Here is an 18,061-nt window from a genome sequence, read left to right as displayed (position 1 = left end):
ACGGCCGCCTTCGGGCCTCAGGCCTGGCGCGACCGCTGCGCCAGCCGCTCCAGGGAGCGCTGCGCCGCGGCATCCGGCTGCCAGCGCGCAGCGGACAGGTCGACCCTCGGATCATCGTGTCCGCGCAGCGGCGTCCCCTCGGCCTCCCAGTGTCCCTTCGCGACGACGGCCAGCTGAGTCGGCAGGGACCCGTCAGCCCGCACCACGCGCCACCAGGGCGTGCCCTCGGCAGACTCCGCCATGGCCCTGCCCGCCTGACGGGCGCCGCCGACGCCGAGCAGGGCGGCCAGGCCGCCGTAGGCGACGGCACGCCCGGCCGGGATCAGCCACGCGGCGGCGGCGAGGGCCTCGAGCACGGTGAGGGGGCCGTCGTCGGGAAGGCCGGGGACGGCAGGAAGGGAGCCGTCGCCAGGCGGGCAGTCCCCGGCGAGCGGCTGTGCAGGAGGGGTCTCGGCGGTGTCCACAGGCCCATCCTGCCGTGTCCGTCGACACGGTAGCGTGGGGGCCGTGAACTGGCATGAGCAGATCCGGGCAGGGTTCGACCTCGAGACGACCGGCCGCGACCCCGCGAAGGCGCTGATCGTCACCGCGACGATCGTCATGGTGGACGGCGCGGGCCTCGCCCGCTCCAGCGCCGAGTGGCTGCTGGACCCGGGTGTGCCGATCCCGGACGAGGCCGCCGAGGTCCACGGGGTCACCACCGCGAAGGCACAGGCTGAGGGCATGCCCGCCGCTCAGGGCGTCGCCGAGATCCTCGAGACCCTGCGTGACCTGTTCCGCGCCGGCATCCCGGTGATCGCGTTCAACGGCGTCTACGACTTCACGGTGATGGACCGAGAGGCCCGCCGCCACGGCCTGCAGCCGCTGGAGCCGACGCCGGTGATCGACCCCTTCGTCCTGGACCGTCAGATGGACCGCTTCCGCAAGGGCAAGCGCACCCTCTCCGTGGTGTCGGAGCACTACGGCGTCACCCTCGAGAACGCCCACACCTCCGCCGCGGACGCCCTCGCCGGCGTGCACGTGGCGGACGCCCTGGCCCGCAAGTACGACGCGCTGCGCATCGACCCCGCCGACCTGCACGAGCGCCAGGTCACCTGGAAGGCCGAGCAGGCCGCCAGCTTCGAGGAGTACCTGCGCCGCAAGGACCCCCAGGCCACCGTCTCGCGGGCCTGGCCGGTCGAGCCGCAGGCCTGAGGCCGCCGGCTGCCCCGCCGCCCGGCTCGGCCAGGCCGCGCACACCACGAACAGTCGTGACGTCCGTGATACGACGACGGCGCCCCACCTCGAGCAGGTGGGGCGCCGTTCGTCTGTGCTCCGGTCCGGGAGGCAGCGGCTGCGGATCAGCCCTGCGGCGTGGCCTGCGCCGCGGCCTCGGCGGCGGCCGGCAGTGCGTCGAGGACCTGCTGGACGGCGGCGTCGTCGTGGGCGGCGGAGACGAACCAGGCCTCGAACACCGAGGGCGGCAGGTACACGCCGGAGGCCAGCATGGACTGGAAGAACGGGGCGTGGCGGAAGACCTGTTGGCCCTGGGCGTCGGCGTAGTCCTTGACGCCGTCGGCCGAGGTGCCGAAGGCGACGGAGAACAGGGTGCCGGCACGCTGGATGGAGTGGTCCACGCCGGCGGCGGTCAAGGCTGAGGTCAGGCCCTCGCGGATGGCGTCGGAGGCGGCGGCCACACGGGCGTAGACGGCCTCGTCGGCGTGCTCGAGGGTGGCGTGGCCGGCGGCCATGGCGACCGGGTTCCCGGAGAGGGTGCCGGCCTGGTACACCGGGCCGAGCGGGGCCAGGTGGTCCATGATCTCGGCGGAGCCGCCGAGGGCGGCCGCGGGCATGCCGCCGCCGATCACCTTGCCGAAGCACCAGATGTCCGGGGTCCAGCCCTCGACCTCGCCGAACAGTCCCCAGCCGCCGGTGGCGGTGGCGCGGAAACCGGTGAGGACCTCGTCCCAGATCAGCAGCGCGCCGTGCTTCGCGGTGATCTCGCGCAGGAAGCGGTTGAACCCGTCGCCCGGCTCCACCACGCCCATGTTGCAGGGCACGGCCTCGGTGATCACGGCGGCGATCCTCTCGCCGTGCTCGGCGAAGACGGCCTCGAGCGCCTTGGGCGAGTTGTAGTCCACCACGATGGTCTCGGAGGCGGCGGCCTCGGTGACTCCGGCGGAGCCGGGCAGGGCCTGGGTGGCGACGCCCGAGCCGGCGGCGGCGAGCAGGCCGTCCGAGTGGCCGTGGTAGCAGCCTGCGAACTTCACGATCAGGTTGCGGCCGGTGACGCCGCGCGCCAGGCGGATGGCGGTCATGGTGGCCTCGGTGCCGGTGGACACGAAGCGCACGCGCTCGACCGGCACGCGGGAGGCGATCAGCTCGGCCAGCCGGGTCTCGCCTTCCACGGAGGTGCCGAAGGACAGGCCCGCGTCGACGGCGCGGTGGACGGCCTCGACCACGGCGGGGTGCTGGTGGCCCAGGAGCATGGGGCCCCAGGAGCAGACGAGGTCCACGTAGCGCTTGCCCTCGACGTCGGTCAGGTACGGGCCCTGGGCAGAGGCCATGAAGCGGGGCGTGCCGCCGACGGAGCCGAAGGCGCGGACGGGCGAGTCGACGCCGCCGGGGATGACGGCCTGGGCTGCGGCGAAGGCCGCGGCGTTGGTGGTCACAGTGACCCCTCCTTGATCCAGCGGCCGAGTTCGGCCGCGTAGTAGGTGAGCACGGAGCCGGCGCCGGCGCGCCGGATGGAGAGCACGGACTCGGCGATCGCGGCGCGGCGGTCGATCCAGCCCTGGGCCGCGGCCGCCTCGATCATCGCGTACTCGCCGGAGATCTGGTAGGCGGACACCGGGACGTCGGCCGTCTCGGCCACGTCGCGGACGATGTCCAGGTAGGCCATGGCCGGCTTGACCATCACCATGTCCGCGCCCTCCTCCAGGTCCAGGCAGACCTCACGCAGCGCCTCGGTGCGGTTGGCCGCGTCCATCTGGTAGGTCTTGCGGTCGCCGGTGAGCTGGGAGTCGACGGCGTCCCGGAACGGTCCGTAGAACGCGGAGGAGTACTTGGCGGCGTAGGCGAAGATCACCGCGTCGGTGTGACCGGCCGCGTCGAGGGCCTCACGGATGACGCGGACCTGGCCGTCCATCATGCCGGAGGGGCCGAGCACGTCCGCCCCGGCTTCGGCCTGGGCCACGGCCATCTGCCCGTAGATCTCCAGGGTGGCGTCGTTGTCCACGGCACCGTCCTCGCGGAGCACGCCGCAGTGCCCGTGGTCGGTGAACTCGTCCAGGCAGAGGTCGGACATGACCAGCAGCCCGTCCCCGACCTCGGCTTTCACGTCCGCGATCGCCCGGTTGAGCACGCCCTGCGGGTCCAGGCCGGCGGAACCGGTGGCGTCGCGGGTCTCGGGGACTCCGAAGAGCATGATGCCGCCCAGACCCAGTTCGGCGGCCTCGGCCGCGGCGGCCTTGAGGGAGTCCGTGGTGTGCTGCACGACGCCCGGCATCGAGGCGATCGGCAGCGGCTCGTCCGCCCCCTCCTTGATGAAGGCGGGCAGGATCAGCTGGGACGGATACAGGCGGGTCTCGGCGACCAGCCGACGCATCGCCGGGGACTGGCGCAGGCGGCGCGGACGCTGCAGCGGGAACGGCATGGGGACGTCATCTCCTGTCAGAGAGTCTTTCCGGGGGCCCGGACGGGCCGACGGTCCAGCCCTCCACTGTACCGAGACGCCACCGCCGCCCGCAGGAGAAGGCGGACAGCCGTCGTCGAGACGAGCCCGGCCCCGCCGATAGGGTGGGACCATGACCTCCCCCTCCGCCGGCACACGCATCGCCGTGCTCATCGACTGCGACAACGTCTCCCCGTCCTACGCCTCCCTGATCCTGGAGGAGCTGGCCAGCCACGGCACACCCACCATCAAGCGGGCGTACGGCGACTGGACCACCACCAACCTGAACGGCTGGAAGAAGACGCTGTCCACGCTGGCGATCCAGCCGATGCTGCAGATCGCCAACACCGTGGGGAAGAACTCCTCGGACTCCGCCCTGATCATCGACGCGATGGACCTGCTCTGGATGGGCAACGTGGACACCTTCGCCATCGTGTCCTCGGACTCCGACTTCACCCGCCTGGCCATGCGCCTGCGTGAGTCCGGCAAGCGCGTGATCGGCCTGGGCGCCCGCAAGACCCCGGCTTCCCTGCGCAACGCCGTGGACCAGTTCGTGTACCTCGAGCTGCTGGCGAAGGCGGCCGAGGACGAGCAGGCCGAGAAGCGGACCGGTGAGGCCGCCGACGAGGCCGAGGACTCGAAGCCCTCGGGACGCTCCCGCTCGCGCGGCGGCCGCGGCTCCGGCACCAGCGGGGCGAAGAGGAAGGCGGAGACGAAGGACGAGACGGACGCGGCTGCCGCCGAGGAGACGAAGCCGGCCAAGGAGCCCGCGAAGCCCGCGGGTTCGCGTGCAGACGACGTCACCCCGGCGTTCTCCGATGCCGAGCACGCCGACGACGCCCCGCGCATCAACCTGCAGTCCGCCCTGGTCAAGGCCATCAACGCCACCTCCGGCGACGACGGATGGGCCTCCCTCGGCGTCATCGGCCAGCACCTGTCCCGCACGCACGTCGACTTCGACCCGCGCGACTTCGGCTTCCGCAAGCTCTCGGACCTGGTGGAGGACCAGTCCTACCTGCAGACCCGCACCGAGGGCCGGACCATGGAGGCCGCCGTCAAGGCCCGGCGCCGCCGCAGGGCGGAGGGCTGATGGACGGACCCGAGAACGCCGGGGCGGACACCGCGGCGGGCTCCGGGCGGTCAGGGGCGGTGCGCCGCGCGCGCTCGCTGCTGGCGATGCTGCGCAACCCGAAGCTGCGCCGCAGCCTCGGCGCCGTGTTCTCCGGGACCGCGACCGCCGACGACGCCGGTCCCCTGCGCGGGGCCGTGTCGCTGGGTGCGGTCGAGCTGTCCGAGGACGGCGCTCCCGTGTTCGTCGAGTCCTTCCTGGGCGAGGCCGTGGCCGACCTGGACCGGGCGCTCGGCCCGCTCGCGGTGCTGGACGGCGCGCGGATCGACGTGAAGGACCTCGCCCTGGACGCCGTGGACGACGCCGTCCGCGCCGTGGCCGTGCGCGTGCTGGATGAAGGCGAGCGGGTGACCGAGTCCGAGCTCAACGGACGCCTGCGACTGTTCGTGCAGGACGTGGCGTTCTTCCGCCGGCACGCCTTCGACCTCGGCGTCTACGAGCGCGCCGCCGACGGCTCGGCCTACTGGCGCGTGGAGGGCTGAGCGGGGCTGGACGGCGGCTGACCGGGACTTCGTGTCAGGTGTGTCTTGCGTGGATCGAAGCACCGCCGCGTTGCGTGTATCGAAGGCACCGCCGCCTTGCGTGTATCGAAGGTGGGCCGAAACCGCTCTGATCGGGCCGATCTCGCCCAACTTTGATACATGCAAGGACGTCCGACCAGGAAACAGTCCTGCAGGTCCTGAACCCCGCCCCCGCAGGTCCTGACCTGTCACGGCCGCACGGCCACGCCCCATTCACCTCGGCGATACCCTGCGCTCACCTGGGATTCCTACGCTGACCGGCATGGCCAACGAACTCGAGTTCCTCAAGGGCGTGGACAAGCTGCATGCCTTCTACACCGAGAATGTCAGGATGCTGGCCCACGCCTACGACCTGACGGACGAGGAGGCCTCGAACCTGCTCTACCAGCACGACTTCCAGAACGTCTCGCGCTCCATCCTGCGGCCGCCGCGGGTGGACGTGATGGCCCCGCCGCCGGAGAACTGACCGGGGCCGGACCGGGCCCACGGCCGAGCCCGCCGCTCAGGCGATGCGGGTCAGCTGGATGAGCACGACCTCGGTCTCGTCCGGCAGCGCACCGCCCCAGAACTCCTCATGGGCCGCCCGCCAGGCGCGCACGTCCCGGTGGCCTTCCCCCTCCGCCACCACGTGCCAGTGCGGCACCCGGCCCAGGGGCACCACGGTCACGCCGGTGACCTCCACGACGGCCGCCACCTGCCCGGCCGAGTCCAGCACACGCTCCCGCGTCCCGGCCCGCGGCAGCGGCTCCTGCGCAGCCTCGTAGTCCCGCAGCAGCGCGGAGGTGGCGGTCTTCTCCCCGGCCAGGATCGCCGCGACCAGCGCATCGCGCAGCGGACCGGGCTCGGCGTACTCGCCGTCCACCTCCGCAGTGCCGCCCGCCTCCTGAAGGCTCAGCCCATGCCCCAGCGCACGCAGGATCCCCTCGGCGTCCGGCGACTGCGCCACGGCCGACAGCTCCAGCCCCAGCCGCCGCGCCTCCGCGGCCGTGGGCCGGCCGATCGCGACCAGGCGGCTGGTCAGCCGCACCCGCTCGTCGTCCAGCCCGTGGTGCGTGGCCAGCTCGCGGGCGGCCGAGGGGCTCGTGAGCACCACATCGTGGCCGGCCAGCCTCGCCACCGGCACGACGACGGCACCCGCCTCCGCCATCTCGCCCACCGGGGCATCGTGGCCCGTTCGCGCTGCACCGTGGCCCGGTCGGGCTGCATCGTGGCTCGCTCGGGCTACGCCGTGGCTCGCTCGGGCTGCGCCGTGGCCCGGTCGGGCTGTGCGCGCGGACCCCGCCCCGGGCGCCGGCCCGGCGGTGTCCCCGCTACGGTCGAGCTCGCCGGCGTGGTCGGCCCCGCCCTGAGGTTCGGGCAGCAGGCGGCGCGAGGGGTCGGCCGGGTAGGGCACGGTCCGGTAGGCCTCCACGCGGGCGACGTGCCAGCCCTTCGCCTCCAGGCCGGAGGTCAGCTCCCCGGTGGCCAGCGCGGACTGCGGAAGCAGCACCAGGGACGCCGGGGCCTCATGGGGGTCGGAGACGTCCGCATCGACACCCTGCGGAACGGCACCCTGCGGAACGGCGACGTCCGCATCGGCGCCCTGCGGAACGGACCGGTCACCGGCGACGTCCGCATCGGCGCCCTGCGGCACGGACCGGTCACCGGCGTCCCCGGCGACGTCCGCTCCGTCGGCCGTCATGGCGGCGTCTGCGGCGCAGCGGCCTGCAGGCTCCACGGACGGGAAGTCGGCCAGGATCCCGGCGGCCGACGCCTGCTCGGGCATCCACGGCTCGGCGGTGCAGCCCAGCTCGGCCAGAACCCGCGCGGTGCCGGCTCCGGTCACGGCCACCTTCGTGCTCCCGCCGACCCGGCCGGTCCAGCCGGCGGCCTGCAGGGCGCGCACGGTGTTGGGACTGGTCAGCACCAGCCATGCGCACTCCCCCGCCTCCACCCTGGCCACCACGGCCCGCAGGGGCCCCGGCTCGCCGGACAGCTCGAAGTCCGTCAGCGGGCAGAAGCGGACGTCCAGCCCCGCCGCGGCCAGGTCCGCCTCCACGGCACCGGCCTGAGACGGCTGCCGGGTGAGCACCAGCGGTCTGTGTCGCACGCCGGAAGCCCGCCCGGTGGCCGCGCCCGCCACGGGAGCACACCCACTCGTCCCCGAGGACCCCTGCCCGGCGCCCGGGCGGGGGTCCTCGGGACGGTGCGGGTCCGACGTCGTCATGTGCGGCGTGCCCCGAGGATCAGGCACCGGTGCCGCGGACGGTTCCCGGCAGCAGGTCGGCGCCCTCGGCGATGAACCCCTCGGCCATGTGCACGCCCAGCGCACCGGCCGCCGTCATCAGGGTGTCCTCGAGCCACTCGGCCGACTGCTCCGGCTCCGCATTCACCTCCTGCGGCACCGCGTCCAGCTGCACCGAGGAGGTGCGGCGCAGGATGCGGGAGCCGTCCAGGGCGGCGACCATCGCGTCCATGACGATGCGCGGGGCGGCGGCACCGGCCTCGTCCTCACCGTCCTCCACACGGGCGACCGCCCCGATCGGCGCGGCGCAGCCGGCCTCCAGGCGCAGCAGCAGGGCGCGCTCGGCGGTCACGGCGGCATGGGTGTGCAGGTCGTCCAGGCGGGCCAGGCCCTCCCGCAGGCGTCCGGCCGGCGTGGTCGGGTCCAGCAGGGCGTCGCCCACGATGCCGTCGTGGAGCGCACGGACCTCCACCGCCAGGGCGCCCTGGCCCGGGGCCGGGAGCATGACGTCCGGGTCGATGCGCTCGGTGATCACGTGCCCCAGGCCGAGACGGTCCAGGCCGGCGCAGGCCAGGACGACGGCGTCCAGGTCCCCGCGCGGGGAGCCGGCGGCGGCCGGGGCGTTGTCGTCGTGCTGCTCCAGGCCCGGCACACGGGCCAGGCGGGTCTGCACGTTGCCGCGGATGTCCACGAGCTCCAGGTCCGGACGCAGCGCCTTCAGCTGCGCCACACGGCGCGGCGAGCCGGTGCCGACCCGGGCTCCCTCCGGGAGGGTCTCCAGGGTCAGGCCGTCACGGGCGCACAGGGCGTCCCGCAGGTCCGCACGCACCGGGACGGCGATGATCTCCAGGTCCTCCGGCTGAGCCGCCGGCAGGTCCTTGAGCGAGTGCACGGCCATGTCCACCACGCCGTCGAGGATCGAGGCGCGCAGCGCGGAGGCGAACACGCCGGTGCCGCCCAGAGAGGCGAGCGAGCCGGTGGTGACGTCCCCGTCGGTCCGGATGATCACCAGCTCGTGGTCCAGGCCCGCCTGCTCGGTCAGCGCCTGCGCCACCGTCCGGGTCTGGGTGGTGGCCAGCGCAGAGCCGCGGGTGCCGACGCGCACGGACATGGTTCAGGCCTCCTCGACGTCGGCGGCGGTCTCGGCTGCCGGGGCCCCCTCGGACGCCTCGGCGCCTCGGCCGTGCTCGGCCAGGCCGCGCACAGCGGCGTCCACGGCGGAGGTGGTCGGGCGGACGGAGCCGTCCCGCATGACCTTCACGCAGCAGTCCGGGCGGCAGACGTCCGGCCAGGCCGGGAAGCAGCCGACGGCGGCGCGGCCGGCACGCAGGCCCATGCGCTCCTCGACGATGTCCACCAGGCCGGACACGAAGCGCGCGTCGGTGCCCGGGGTGCCGGTGCGGCGGAAGCCGACGCCCAGCTCGGCCGCGGTGTCCTTCGCCTCGGTGTCCAGGTCCCAGAGGACCTCCATGTGGTCGGACACGAAGCCGAGCGGGACCACCACGAAGCCGGCCACGGCACGGCCGGAGGCGTCGGTCTGCGCCCCCTCGCCGGCGAGCGCCTCCATGGCGTCGTTGATGTCGGGCTCGAGCCACGGCACCTGCGGGGAGCCGGAACGGGACTGGTAGACCAGCGACCACTCGACCCCCTCGGCCTCCGGGACGCCGGCGAGGATCTCGCGGGCCACGTCCAGGTGCTGCGCCGAGTACAGGTCGGCGCCCTCGGCCTCGCCGGCCTCCGCGCCAGCCTCGGAGGCCAGCTGCGCGGACAGCTCGCGCGGGCCGGCGGCCTCGGCGTCGGCGGTCGGGATGGAGTGGGTGACGAACAGGACGTGGATCCGGGCGTCGTCGCCCAGCTCGCCACGCAGGGAGAGCAGGTCCTCACGCAGGCCGTCGCGGAACGGCTCCACGAACCCCGGGTGGTTGAAGTACTGGCGGGTCTTGTCCAGGTCCACCGTGCCCTCCAGGCCGGTCTTCTGCATGGCCATGCCCATGTCCTCGCGGTACTGGCGGCAGGACGAGTAGCAGGAGTAGGCGGAGGTGGTGACGGTCAGGATGCGGCGGTGGCCGTCGTCGACCATCCGCTGAAGGGTGTCCGGGAAGTACGGCTCCCAGTTGCGGTTGCCCCAGTAGACGGGCAGATCGTGGCCGCGGCGGTCCAGCTCGGCCTCGATCGCGGCGATCAGCGCACGGTTCTGGGCGTTGATCGGGCTGACGCCGCCGTTGGTGCGGTAGTGGACGGCGACCTCCTCGAGGCGCTCGTCCGGGATGCCGCGACCGCCGGTGACGTTGCGGAGGAACGGGAGGACGTCCTCCTGGCCCTCGGGGCCGCCGAAGGAGGCGAGCATGAGGGCGTCGTAGGTCTTGGGCGCCATGGTGCCGTGGGCGTCGTAGTCGACGCCGGCGGGGGCCTCCGGGACCTGCCGGACCGGGCGCTCGGCGCCGTCCGGGTGGTGGTGCGTCGGGGACAGGCTCATCAGGCGAGGACCTCCAGGATCTCGGCGGTCTCCACGCGGCGGCCGGTGTAGAACGGCACCTCTTCGCGCACGTAGTGGCGGGTCTCGTTGTCCCGCAGATGGCGCATCATGTCCACCAGGTCGGTGAGCTTCGGGGCCTCCAGCCCGAGCAGCCACTCCCAGTCGTTCAGGGCGAACGCGGACGTGGTGTTGGCCCAGACCTGCGGGAAGTCGCGGCCGAGCAGGCCGTGTTCGCGCAGCATGCGGGCGCGCTCCTTCGGATCCATGGTGTACCAGTCGTAGGAACGCACGAACGGGTAGAAGCAGAGCCACTCGAGGGGCTCGCGGCCCATGGCGAACGCCGGGATGTGCTCCTTGTTGAACTCGGCCAGGCGGTCGGCGCCCATCGCGGAGAGCACGATGTGCGTGCCGGCGAACAGGCGGGTGCGGCGGATGCGGCGGATCGCAGCCTGCAGGTCCTCAGGGACCTGGCCGTACATCCACACCATGACGTCGGCGTCGGCGCGCATGCCGGAGACGTCGTAGGTGCCGCGGACGGTCACGCCCTGCTCGCCGAGCTCGGCGACGAGGGCGTCGAACTCCTGCACGGCGTCCTCCGCCTGCGGACCGTCGAGCGGGGCGGGGCAGGAGCCGTCGTTCGGGCGGGCGAACACGGTGTAGGTGGTGAACCAGTCCTTGCCGGCCAGCGGGTTCGGCGCGTTCTCCTCGGTGGCGGCGGCGTCTGCGGTGTGCTGGGTGTCCTGCACGGGGATCACTCTCTTCCTGCTGCGGGGGTGATGGGGTCGAAGGAGCCGAACCGGCGGTCCACGGCCTCCACGATCGAGGCCAGGCCGGTGCCGTCGGCCCAGGCGCCGACCACGTCCACGCCGTCGGTGGCCTCGGCGTAGGCGGTCAGCGCCTTCATGGCGGTGCGGGCGGGGCCGGACTGCGGCGGGATGGCGTCGCGCCAGCGGACGACCATGTGAGCGGCCACGTCCTCGGCTGCGAGGTCCACTCCGGTGAGCACGGCGGCGTCGGCGATCGCCTGCTCCACGAGCTGCTCGTCCGCGGTGCGGTAGCCCAGCTGGTCCGGGCCGCCGCCGTGCCGGCCGTAGGAGAGGCGGAGCACGTGGCGGTGCCGGTGGCGGGCGGTGCCGTCCTCGCGGTCGCGGCGGACGACCTCGGCGAGCCACTCCCACTTGGCGGTGGCGTGGGTGAGCGCCTTGACGCCCACCTCGGTGCCTTCGGCCACGAGGACTCCGGTGCCGCGCGGGGCGCAGTCGAGCCCCTCGGCGTCCACCACGAGCGTCACCAGGGCGACGCCGTCGGCCGGGTGGGGGCCGTCGTCGGGGTCGAGGGCGCCGTGCGAGGCGGGGGCGAGCAGCTCCCAGGCGTTGGGGCCGTCCACGGCGAGGACGATGCGGTCGGCTTCGAGCCCCCGGAGGACCTCCTCGTTGCGATCGCTGATCTGCGCCCACCACTGGCCGCGCTCGTCGAAATGCTTCAGGGCGGCCACACGGACGCCGCGCAGCACGGTCACGCCGGTGTCCCGCAGCCGGGCGATCAGCCGGGTGGTCAGGATGTTCATGCCGCCGTCGAGGCCGGCCACGAGGGAGCCCGGGGTGTGCTGGCCACGCAGTGCGGCGACGCCGGCGGACAGGCTGCCCTGCTCCACGAAGGCCTCGAGCAGACCCGGGGCCACCCGGTGCACGGCGACGGTGGAGGGGTCGGCGGAGTGCACCCCCGCCACCACGGGGGCCACGAGGCGCTGCAGCACCTCGTCGCCGAGACGGTCGGCCACCAGCTCGCCGAGGGTGATCTCCTCGCCGGCGGCGATGCGCTCGGCCCAGTCGCCCACCTCGGCGGTCAGGTCCTGGCGTGCGCGCTCCAGGCCGGCGGCGGACAGGGCCGCGGCGGTGTCCTCGGCGTCCAGGTCCCCGGGGATGCCCAGCAGGCCCAGCCGTGGAGACGGGAACGAGCCCTCGGCGGCGTGGATCCAGGACCCGCCGGCCGCCGGGGACATGATGCGTTCGTAGATGTCCAGCTCATGCAGCAGCTCCTGGACTGCGGTGCCGCGCAGCGCGAAGGCCTCCGCTCCGCCGTCCAGCTCCAGCGTCTGGTCCTGCACGGCGCCGTGCTCGTCTTCGGACGGCACAGTGAGGTAGCGCGGCGAGACGGCGCCGCCGAGCACCGAGGTGGCCTCGGCAAGGGTGACTTCCCAGCCGGACTGGCGCAGGCGCAGCGCGGAGAGCAGGCCGGCGATGCCGCCGCCGATCACCAGGGCCGTGCGGGGCGCCTGGTCCGCAGCGGGGGCCACCGAAGCCGGGATCTGCTGCACGGAGATGTCCGGGACCTTCATGCGTGCTCCTCCCCCGAGGCGGGACGCTCGGGCACGTCGATGGAGTGGATCAGCTCGACCACGCGGGTCAGCTCGGTCGGGTCGGTCTCCGGCGGGACGCCGTGGGCCAGGTTGACCACGTGTCCCGGCGCAGCGGCGCCGGAGGCGACGACCTCGCGGACGTGGGCCTCGAGCACCTCCCAGGGGGCGCCCAGCAGGGCCGGGTCGATGTTGCCCTGCAGCGGGACGGCGCCGCGGCCGTCCGGGCCCGGGTTCGCGCAGAGGCGACGGTGCGCCTCGGCCAGGGTGAGGCGGTGGTCCACGCCGACGGCGGACGCGCCGGCATCGCGCAGGTGGTGCAGGAAATCGCCGGTGCCGATGCCGAAGTGCAGCAGCGGGACGCCTCCGACCACACCCGGTCCGGCCAGGTCGGCGACGGCCTCGAAGGCGGCGGCGGAGTGACGCTGCACGTGGGCACGGTAGTCGGCCGCGGAGAGCGAGCCGGCCCACGAGTCGAAGAGCTGGGCGGCGGAGGCGCCGGAGACGATCTGGGCGCGGAGGAACTGGCCGGACACGCGGGCGGCCCAGGACGCCAGCGCGTTCCAGGTCTCCGGGGCGGCGTGCATCATGCGGCGCGGCCCGAAGTGGTCGCGGGAGGGGCGGCCCTCCACCATGTAGGCGGCCAGGGTGAACGGCGCGCCGGCGAAGCCGATGAGCGGGCGGCTGCCGAGCTCGCCCACGGTGAGCGAGACGGCCTCGCGGATGACGTCGAGGGCGGAGTCCTCGAGCTCGGGCAGGGCGGCGACGTCCGCGGCGGTGCGCACCGGGTGGTCCAGGACCGGCCCGACGCCCGGGACGATCTCCACGCCGATCCCGGCCAGGCGCAGCGGGACCACGATGTCCGAGAAGAAGATGCCGGCGTCCACGTCATGGCGACGGACCGGCTGCATCGTGATTTCCCTCACAAGGTCGGGCATGAGGCAGGAATCGAGCATCCCGATGCCCTCGCGCACCTTCTTGTACTCCGGCAGCGAACGGCCGGCCTGGCGCATGAACCAGACGGGGTGGCGCTCGGGGCGGGCGCCGCGCAGCGCGGTGATCAACGCCGAATCGGCCGTGGATCGCGCGGATTCGGTGGTGCGCAACGGATGGTCGGCCGGCAGGGCTGCGGCCGCCGTGGACGGGGTCTGAGCAGAGGTCTCGGCGGACATGCCCCCCATTCTTCCATCGAAAGCGATTCCGGGCCCGTGGACGACGACGGCCCACCTCATCCCACGTGACGGCCGCCACCTCAGCGTCGCCCTATCTGCTGCGGATGCCCCGCATCAGGTGAGGTGCGCCTCGGTGACGGAAGGACCGGCCCCGGCTAGGATGGACGGCGCTGTGACACTCTTCTCGCTGATCGCCTCGCACAAGGACGTCCACCTCGACACGGTCGCCCGCCTGTCCGCCGGTGCCGCGTCCGTGCTCTCCGCCCTGCCCGCCTCCGGTGCCGGCGGGGCCGTCGTGCTGACCACGTGCAACCGCGTGGAGGTCTACGCCGACGCGGACAACGGCGACGTGTCCGGCACCCACAACACCCTCGTGAAGGCGATCGCCGCCGAGACGGACCTCCCGTACGCCACCGTGGACGGCACCTTCCGCCTGCTCGGCGCCGACGCCACCGTCCGCCACCTGTTCGAGGTCGCCTCCGGCCTGGACTCCGCCGTGGTCGGCGAGCGCGAGATCGCCGGGCAGGTGCGCCGGGCCCTCGTCGAGGCCCGGGAGGCCGGCGCCGCCACGGGCCCGCTCGTCCGCCTGTTCGAGGGCGCGACCCGCGCGGCCAAGGACGTGGGCTCCCAGACCGCTCTCGGCGCCACCGGCCGGTCCGTCGTGACCGTGGCCCTGGACCTGGCCGAGGAGCTGCGCGGCGTCGTCACCGAGGAGGAGGCCGAGGACTTCTGGGCCGAGGCGAACGTGCTGCTGATCGGCACCGGCTCCTATGCGGGCACCACCCTGTCCCAGCTGGCGGACCGCGGCGCCACCGCCGTGGCCGTGCACTCCTCCTCCGGCCGTGCCGAGCAGTTCGTCGCCGATCGCGGCGGCTGGGCGATGGCCTTGGGCGGCGAGAGCATCGCCGGGGCACTGGCCGAGGCCGACGTGGTGATCGGCTGCTCCGGGTCCGGCCGGCAGGTCTCCCCTGAGCAGCTCGTGGCCCTCCGTGAGGGCGCCCGGCATCCCGTCACCCTGCTGGACCTGGCGCTCACCCGTGACTTCGACCCCGCCGTGGCGGACCTGGACCAGGTCGACCTGATCACCCTCGAGGACGTCCGCCTCGCCGCACCGGAGCAGGCCGCCTCGGCCGTCTCCGAGGCACGCACCCTCGTGGAGGGCGCCCTCCGCGACTTCACCGACTCCCAGCGCGGCCGCACCGCAGACGGCGCCATCCGCGCCCTGCGCGAGCACACCCTCGCGGCCCTGGACACCGAACTGGAGCGCGTCCGCCGCCGCCACGGCTGCACCGCACCGGCCGAGGAGATCGAGTTCGCCCTGCGCCACATGGTGCGCCAGCTCCTCCACACCCCCACCGTCCGCGCCCGGCGCATGGCTGCCGAGGGACGGCTGGACGAGTACGAGCGCGCGCTGCAGGCGCTGTACGACATCGAGGTGCCCGCCGCCGCTCCGATCCCGGACTCGCCGTCCGCCTGCCCGGTCCCCCATCAGGACGCGGACGGGCAGAGACGCACCGCATGAGCGGCCACACCCGCGCGGCACGCCTGCCCCGGGCCGAACGCCGCCGGCAGCTGGTGGAGGTCGCCCGCGCCCTGTTCGTGGAGCACGGCTACGCGCAGACCTCCATGGACCAGATCGCCGAGTCGGCGGCCGTGTCCAAGCCGGTGCTCTACCAGCACTTCCCCGGCAAGCACGAGCTCTTCCTCCACCTGCTCGACGTCGAGGTCGAGGCCTTCGTCGCACAGATCTCCGAGGTGCTGTCCTCGGACCTGGACAACAGGCAGCGCACGCGCCAAACGGTGACCGCGGTCTACCGGTATGTGTCCGACCCGAGCCGCCGCCACCGGCTGCTGCTGTCCTCCGGCCGCACCCACGACCCGGACGTCCAGCAGCGCGGCGAGGTCATCGAGGGCACCCTGGCCCGGCACATCGCCAAGCTGCTGCAGGAGGGAGCCACGGTCACCGTCGAGGAGGCCGAGCTGGTCTCCCGCGGCCTGGTGGCCTGCATGATCGAGGCCGCCCGCTGGTGGGCCGACGAGACCGACGAGGCCTCCCGTCCCACTCTCGAGCGCGCCGCCGAGGTCACCTTCACCATGCTCTGGCGCGGCCTCTCCAGGCTCTGAGCACGCCCCGCCCCGACAGCGGGGCGCCACACACGCCCCGCCCCCGCCGGCGGGGCACCCACACCGTCCGCGCCCCGCGGACGGACCTGTTCCGGCCCCTGTGTTTCGCCACGGGGTGAAACGCCTCCCGTGCCCTGCCTGCCGCGGCGCCCCGTGCCCTAGTCTGAACGGGAACAGAGCCGTTCCGGACGCGCGCGGCCCCGGCCCCGCCGTCCGACGCAGACCGCAGACCCCTGTCCTAGGAGGACCCCATGGAGATCCGCATCGGAGTGCAGCACTCGGCCCGCGAGGTGACTCTGGAGACCGAGCACACCGCCGAGGAGGTCCGCGAGCGCGTGGCCGCCGCGATCGCCGACGGCTCCCTGCTCCAGCTGGACGACGCCAAGGGCCGCACCGTGCTCGTGCCCGGCGAGAAGATCGCCTTCGTCGAGATCGGCGCCCAGAAGGCCGGCCCGCTGGGCTTCGCCGCTCGCTGAGCCGACGGGCGAAGGGGCCTGACCCATGCTGCTGCCCGCACTCGGCGTCCACGGCGCCGGTGAGGACTCCGCCCTCACCGCACGGCTGACCCGTCTCCGCCGGGACCTCGAGCTGCCGGACGCGTTCCCGGACGACGTGCTGGCCGAGGCCGAACGTGCCGCCGAGGACGTCCTCGGCTCCCTCGGGCAGGACCCCGAGCGCGTGGACCTCACCGACGTCCCCTTCGTCACGGTGGATCCGGCCGGGTCCACCGACCTGGACCAGGCCGTCTTCATCGAGCGCACGGACGTCGGCGTCCGCGTGCACTACGCCATCGCCGACGTCCCCGCGTTCGTGGCCCTCGGTGGCGCCATCGACGTGGAGGCCCGCCGACGGGGCCAGACGGTCTACCTTCCGCACGGGCGTGTCCCCCTCCACCCCGAGCGCATCAGCGAGCACGCCGGCTCCCTGCTGCCCGAGCAGGAGCGCCCCGCCTACGTCTGGTCCATGGACCTGGACGGCGAGGGCGTCCTCGGGGCCGTGGAGCTGGTCCGCGCACGGGTGCGCTCCCGCTTCCAGCTGACCTACCCGCAGGTGCAGGCCCTCGTCGGGGACGAGTCCCCGGCGGGCGGGGCACCCGGGGGCGGTGCCGTCGTCGGGAAGGACGGGCGGGTCCCGGCCGAAGTGCCGGACCTGCCCGAGGAGGTTGTGGCCTCGCTGCGGCTGCTCCCCGAGGTGGGCCGGCTGCGGCGCGCCCAGGAGGCGGCCCGTGGCGGCGCGTCCCTGAACATGCCGGACCAGGAGATCCACGTGGACGAGTCCGGCGCCTACCGCCTCGTGCAGCGCAACCCGCTGCCGGTGGAGGACGACAACGCCCACGTCTCCCTCATGACGGGGATGGCGGCGGCCCGCATCATGCTCGACGCCGGCGTCGGCATCCTGCGCACCATGCCCGCCCCGGACGATGAGGCGATCGCCGAGTTCCGCTCTCGCGTGGCCGCCCTCGGCCTGCCGTGGACCCACGAGCAGGACTACGGCGCCTACCTGCGCACCGTGGACCCGACCGCACCCCAGGGCCTGGCCGTCCTCCACGCCGCCACCGCCCTGTTCCGCGGCGCCGACTACACCGCGTTCGACGCGTCCTCCGACGACCCTGAGCTGCGCACCCCGCCGGAGGACCCGGAGCAGGCCGCCCTGGCCGCCCCCTATGCCCACACCACAGCTCCGCTGCGCCGCCTGGTGGACCGCTTCGTGCTGATCGTCTGCCATGCCCTGGTGCAGGGCCACGAGGTGCCCGCCGAGGTGCGGGCCGCCCTGCCGGAGCTGCCCGCGCTGATGGCGGACTCGGGGCGCCGCGCCTCCCAGGCCGACCGGGCGGCCGTGGACCTCGTGGAGGCCGCCGAGCTGACCGCCCACGTGGGCGAGGAGCTCGCCGGCACCGTGGTCCGCACCCGCGGCGAGGACTCCGTGGACGTGCAGCTCGTGGACCCGCCCGCCTACCTGAGCGTCCCCGCCGGTGCCGCCCCCGGCGACGAGGTGCGCGTGCGCATCGACTCCGTGGACGTGGCCTCCGGTCAGGTCGACGCGTCCCTGGCCGGCGGCCGCTGAGGCTCCCTGCCGTCCGCTCCTTCCGGCGCGCCCGCAGGCCGAGGGGCTAGACTGGCCCCCGACGACCGCGTCCCCGCAGTCGTCGTGACCACTGGATGACCGGTCGCACCTGATCACCTGTACTGCCGAATCCGGCGGCGCCTCCCCACCGTGGGGGACGGCCGAGACCGGGTTCCCGGGGCGGGGCCACGAGGCCTTGCGGCTCCGGTGTGTTCTCCCCGCGATCGGCTTCCCCCTGCAGCGCGCACACGGCGCGAGCCCGCACGCACGGGCCCGGAGGCATCCGGCCGCCCGCGCCGCGGACCGACGCCCCGCGCGCCCGAGAAGGAAACGGGAGCGTGAG

General features: G+C 74.0%; 17 protein-coding genes. 8 read left to right on the top strand and 9 right to left on the bottom strand.

Features of this window, described 5'->3' with window-relative positions:
* Positions 1 to 17: 17 nt before the first annotated feature.
* Positions 18 to 464: an MGMT family protein gene (locus HMPREF2863_RS11395; protein WP_246828805.1), complete on the bottom strand. Its 447-nt coding sequence runs from the start codon at positions 462 to 464 to the stop codon at positions 18 to 20.
* Between the two features lie 43 nt (positions 465 to 507).
* On the opposite strand from HMPREF2863_RS11395, the gene HMPREF2863_RS02845 reads away from it, so the two are divergent.
* The gene (locus HMPREF2863_RS02845; protein WP_070637813.1) at positions 508 to 1,194 is read left to right on the top strand and encodes a 3'-5' exonuclease; all 687 of its coding nucleotides are present in this window, start codon (positions 508 to 510) and stop codon (positions 1,192 to 1,194) included.
* Positions 1,195 to 1,340: 146 nt separating this feature from the next.
* On the opposite strand, the gene hemL is transcribed toward HMPREF2863_RS02845, so the two are convergent.
* Complete coding sequence (gene hemL / locus HMPREF2863_RS02840) at positions 1,341 to 2,651, bottom strand: glutamate-1-semialdehyde 2,1-aminomutase (RefSeq protein ID WP_070637733.1); 1,311 nt, start codon at positions 2,649 to 2,651, stop codon at positions 1,341 to 1,343.
* Positions 2,648 to 3,634, bottom strand: coding sequence for a porphobilinogen synthase (gene hemB / locus HMPREF2863_RS02835; protein ID WP_070637731.1), 987 nt, complete (start codon positions 3,632 to 3,634; stop codon positions 2,648 to 2,650). The genes hemL and hemB overlap by 4 nt, the downstream gene beginning before the upstream one ends.
* Before the next feature lie 151 nt (positions 3,635 to 3,785).
* Here hemB and HMPREF2863_RS02830 point away from each other — a divergent pair, with 151 nt between their 5' ends.
* The 3 genes from HMPREF2863_RS02830 (at position 3,786) to HMPREF2863_RS02820 (ending at position 5,768) form a co-directional block, all read left to right on the top strand.
* Entirely contained in the window at positions 3,786 to 4,742 is a 957-nt protein-coding gene (locus tag HMPREF2863_RS02830) for an NYN domain-containing protein (RefSeq protein ID WP_070637730.1), read from the top strand.
* Positions 4,742 to 5,263, top strand: a complete 522-nt coding sequence (locus HMPREF2863_RS02825; protein ID WP_070637728.1) for a DUF2087 domain-containing protein — start codon at positions 4,742 to 4,744, stop codon at positions 5,261 to 5,263. Before HMPREF2863_RS02830 ends, HMPREF2863_RS02825 begins: the two co-directional genes overlap by 1 nt.
* Before the next feature lie 301 nt (positions 5,264 to 5,564).
* Positions 5,565 to 5,768 (top strand): hypothetical protein, encoded by a 204-nt coding sequence (locus HMPREF2863_RS02820; RefSeq protein WP_067189054.1) that lies wholly within the window; start codon positions 5,565 to 5,567, stop codon positions 5,766 to 5,768.
* A 36-nt stretch (positions 5,769 to 5,804) separates the two neighbouring features.
* Here the strand turns inward: HMPREF2863_RS02820 and HMPREF2863_RS11390 are convergent, their stop codons facing one another.
* From HMPREF2863_RS11390 to hemE, 6 genes are all read right to left on the bottom strand, one after another.
* A complete protein-coding gene (locus HMPREF2863_RS11390; protein WP_167635492.1) occupies positions 5,805 to 7,373 on the bottom strand; it encodes a uroporphyrinogen-III synthase in 1,569 nt (522 codons plus the stop codon).
* Between the two features lie 154 nt (positions 7,374 to 7,527).
* Positions 7,528 to 8,637, bottom strand: coding sequence for a hydroxymethylbilane synthase (hemC, locus tag HMPREF2863_RS02810; protein ID WP_070637726.1), 1,110 nt, complete (start codon positions 8,635 to 8,637; stop codon positions 7,528 to 7,530).
* Between the two features lie 3 nt (positions 8,638 to 8,640).
* A complete protein-coding gene (locus tag HMPREF2863_RS02805; RefSeq protein WP_070637725.1) occupies positions 8,641 to 10,002 on the bottom strand; it encodes a ferrochelatase in 1,362 nt (453 codons plus the stop codon).
* Positions 10,002 to 10,688, bottom strand: a complete 687-nt coding sequence (hemQ, locus tag HMPREF2863_RS02800) for a hydrogen peroxide-dependent heme synthase (protein WP_067189089.1) — start codon at positions 10,686 to 10,688, stop codon at positions 10,002 to 10,004. Before hemQ ends, HMPREF2863_RS02805 begins: the two co-directional genes overlap by 1 nt.
* A 65-nt stretch (positions 10,689 to 10,753) precedes the next feature.
* Positions 10,754 to 12,340, bottom strand: a complete 1,587-nt coding sequence (locus HMPREF2863_RS02795; RefSeq protein ID WP_083315172.1) for a protoporphyrinogen/coproporphyrinogen oxidase — start codon at positions 12,338 to 12,340, stop codon at positions 10,754 to 10,756.
* Complete coding sequence (gene hemE, locus HMPREF2863_RS02790; protein WP_371327612.1) at positions 12,337 to 13,539, bottom strand: uroporphyrinogen decarboxylase; 1,203 nt, start codon at positions 13,537 to 13,539, stop codon at positions 12,337 to 12,339. The genes HMPREF2863_RS02795 and hemE overlap by 4 nt, the downstream gene beginning before the upstream one ends.
* A gap of 163 nt (positions 13,540 to 13,702) precedes the next feature.
* Here hemE and HMPREF2863_RS02785 point away from each other — a divergent pair, with 163 nt between their 5' ends.
* The 4 genes from HMPREF2863_RS02785 to HMPREF2863_RS02770 all read left to right on the top strand — a co-directional run bounded on the left by HMPREF2863_RS02785 (position 13,703) and on the right by HMPREF2863_RS02770 (position 17,718).
* On the top strand, positions 13,703 to 15,052 hold the full coding sequence (locus HMPREF2863_RS02785; protein ID WP_070637809.1) for a glutamyl-tRNA reductase: 1,350 nt from the start codon (positions 13,703 to 13,705) through the stop codon (positions 15,050 to 15,052).
* The gene (locus tag HMPREF2863_RS02780) at positions 15,049 to 15,654 is read left to right on the top strand and encodes a TetR/AcrR family transcriptional regulator (protein WP_070637721.1); all 606 of its coding nucleotides are present in this window, start codon (positions 15,049 to 15,051) and stop codon (positions 15,652 to 15,654) included. Before HMPREF2863_RS02785 ends, HMPREF2863_RS02780 begins: the two co-directional genes overlap by 4 nt.
* A gap of 251 nt (positions 15,655 to 15,905) precedes the next feature.
* The gene (locus HMPREF2863_RS02775) at positions 15,906 to 16,130 is read left to right on the top strand and encodes a DUF3107 domain-containing protein (protein WP_067189044.1); all 225 of its coding nucleotides are present in this window, start codon (positions 15,906 to 15,908) and stop codon (positions 16,128 to 16,130) included.
* Positions 16,131 to 16,155: 25 nt separating this feature from the next.
* Positions 16,156 to 17,718, top strand: a complete 1,563-nt coding sequence (locus tag HMPREF2863_RS02770; RefSeq protein ID WP_070637719.1) for an RNB domain-containing ribonuclease — start codon at positions 16,156 to 16,158, stop codon at positions 17,716 to 17,718.
* Positions 17,719 to 18,061 lie beyond the last annotated feature (343 nt).

The sequence above is a fragment of the Micrococcus sp. HMSC067E09 genome (genome assembly GCF_001812555.1).
Lineage (GTDB): Bacteria > Actinomycetota > Actinomycetes > Actinomycetales > Micrococcaceae > Micrococcus > Micrococcus lylae.
Note: the sequence above shows the minus strand (reverse complement) of the source record. Positions and strands in the feature narration are given on the sequence as shown.

What these genes read in the sequence shown, in the direction of transcription:
- hemB (WP_070637731.1), bottom strand. Translation starts at nt 3,634, where the DNA reads ATGCCGTTCCCGCTGCAGCGTCCGCGCCGCCTGCGCCAGTCCCCGGCG.
- HMPREF2863_RS02830 (WP_070637730.1), top strand. Translation starts at nt 3,786, where the DNA reads ATGACCTCCCCCTCCGCCGGCACACGCATCGCCGTGCTCATCGACTGC.
- HMPREF2863_RS02825 (WP_070637728.1), top strand. Translation starts at nt 4,742, where the DNA reads ATGGACGGACCCGAGAACGCCGGGGCGGACACCGCGGCGGGCTCCGGG.
- HMPREF2863_RS02820 (WP_067189054.1), top strand. Translation starts at nt 5,565, where the DNA reads ATGGCCAACGAACTCGAGTTCCTCAAGGGCGTGGACAAGCTGCATGCC.
- hemC (WP_070637726.1), bottom strand. Translation starts at nt 8,637, where the DNA reads ATGTCCGTGCGCGTCGGCACCCGCGGCTCTGCGCTGGCCACCACCCAG.
- HMPREF2863_RS02805 (WP_070637725.1), bottom strand. Translation starts at nt 10,002, where the DNA reads ATGAGCCTGTCCCCGACGCACCACCACCCGGACGGCGCCGAGCGCCCG.
- HMPREF2863_RS02795 (WP_083315172.1), bottom strand. Translation starts at nt 12,340, where the DNA reads ATGAAGGTCCCGGACATCTCCGTGCAGCAGATCCCGGCTTCGGTGGCC.
- hemE (WP_371327612.1), bottom strand. Translation starts at nt 13,539, where the DNA reads ATGGGGGGCATGTCCGCCGAGACCTCTGCTCAGACCCCGTCCACGGCG.
- HMPREF2863_RS02780 (WP_070637721.1), top strand. Translation starts at nt 15,049, where the DNA reads ATGAGCGGCCACACCCGCGCGGCACGCCTGCCCCGGGCCGAACGCCGC.
- HMPREF2863_RS02775 (WP_067189044.1), top strand. Translation starts at nt 15,906, where the DNA reads ATGGAGATCCGCATCGGAGTGCAGCACTCGGCCCGCGAGGTGACTCTG.
- HMPREF2863_RS02770 (WP_070637719.1), top strand. Translation starts at nt 16,156, where the DNA reads ATGCTGCTGCCCGCACTCGGCGTCCACGGCGCCGGTGAGGACTCCGCC.